The organism is Arthrobacter subterraneus (assembly GCF_900099735.1).
GTDB lineage: Bacteria > Actinomycetota > Actinomycetes > Actinomycetales > Micrococcaceae > Arthrobacter_D > Arthrobacter_D subterraneus.
In genome coordinates, this window is sequence record NZ_FNDT01000059.1 from 1 (window position 1) to 1,435 (window position 1,435).

Annotated in this window: 1 protein-coding gene; it reads right to left on the minus strand. The window is 64.9% G+C overall.

Going from position 1 to position 1,435, the window contains the following annotated elements:
* Positions 1-57: 57 nt before the first annotated feature.
* Positions 58-1,311: an IS256 family transposase gene (locus BLS52_RS18205; RefSeq protein WP_090588598.1), complete on the minus strand. Its 1,254-nt coding sequence runs from the start codon at positions 1,309-1,311 to the stop codon at positions 58-60.
* Positions 1,312-1,435: the final 124 nt, after the last annotated feature.

The window sequence follows — 1,435 nt, forward strand, 5'->3', positions numbered from 1 at the left end:
GGGTCAAGTCCATTTGCGTGGTGTAACGCGGTTGTCGCGTGATTCTTGGTATTCGGGTTAGGCGCTGAGCGCCAGTTCGGGTGTGGTGTCCTCCTTGGTGTTGAGGGCGTCGGCGGGCGTGGTGCCGACGGTTTGGGATTGCTGGATGAGCTCGAGGCTGAGGTAGCGGCGGGATTCGGTCCATTCATCGTGCTGCTCGGCCAGTACGGCGCCGACGAGCCGGATCAGTGCGTCGCGGTCGGGGAAGATGCCGACCACGTCCGTGCGCCGCCGGATTTCCTTGTTCAGGCGTTCCTGGGGGTTGTTGGACCAGACCTGGCGCCACAAACCTTTGGGGAAGACGGTAAACGCGAGGATGTCCTCCCGGGCCCTCTCAAGGTGGTCGGCGACCTTCGGCAGCTTCTCCTGGAGGGCGTTTAGGACCCGGTTGAAATGGGCGTGTACTGACGGTGCGTCGGGCTGGTCATAGATCGAGTGCAGCAGTGTCTTCACCCACGGCCAGCTGCTCTTTGGAGTCACTGCCATCAGGTTCGCTGCGTAGTGGGTCCGGCACCGCTGCCAGGAAGCGCCGGGCAGGGTCGCCCCGATTGCGGCGACGAGCCCGGCGTGGGCGTCGGAGGTCACCAGTTTCACCCCGGTCAGGCCGCGGGCGGTCAGGTCCCGGAAGAAGCCCAGCCACCCGGCGCCGTCCTCAGCGGAGGTGGCCTGGATGCCCAGGACCTCGCGGTGCCCGTCGGCGTTGACGCCGGTGGCGATCATGGCGTGGATGTTGACCACACGGCCGCCTTCGCGGACCTTCAGGACCAGGGCGTCTGCGGCGACGAACGTGTACGGGCCGGCGTCCAGCGGTCGGGTCCGGAACGCTTCGACCTGGGCGTCGAGGTCTTGGGCCATGAGTGAAACCTGGGACTTCGATAACCGTGTGATTCCGAGGGTTTCGACGAGCTTTTCCATCCGCCTCGTGGAAACCCCGAGCAGGTAGCAGGTCGCCACCACGGTGGTCAGCGCCGCCTCGGCACGGCGCCGGCGCTCCAGCAGCCAGTCCGGGAAATACGACCCCGAGCGCAGCTTCGGGATCGCCACATCCAACGTCCCGGTGCGGGTGTCGAAGTCGCGATGCCGGTACCCGTTGCGGGAGTTCTTCCGGTCCTGGGAGCGGGCACCGTACTCGGCGCCGCAGACCGCGTCGGCTTCGGCGCTCATCAGGGCGTTGATGAACGTGGTCAACATTGATCGCATCAGATCCGGTGAGGCCTGCTCGAGTTGCTCTGACAGGAAACGGGCAGGGTCGATAACATGGGGTGCGGTCATCGCGTGGATTCTCCTAAGGAAAAGATCTTGGTCGGTCTTTCCAAGAATCACGCGGTGGCCGCCTCACGTTCGGGATCAACACGCCCGATACCCGGGCCGTTACACCACGCTAATGGGCACTACT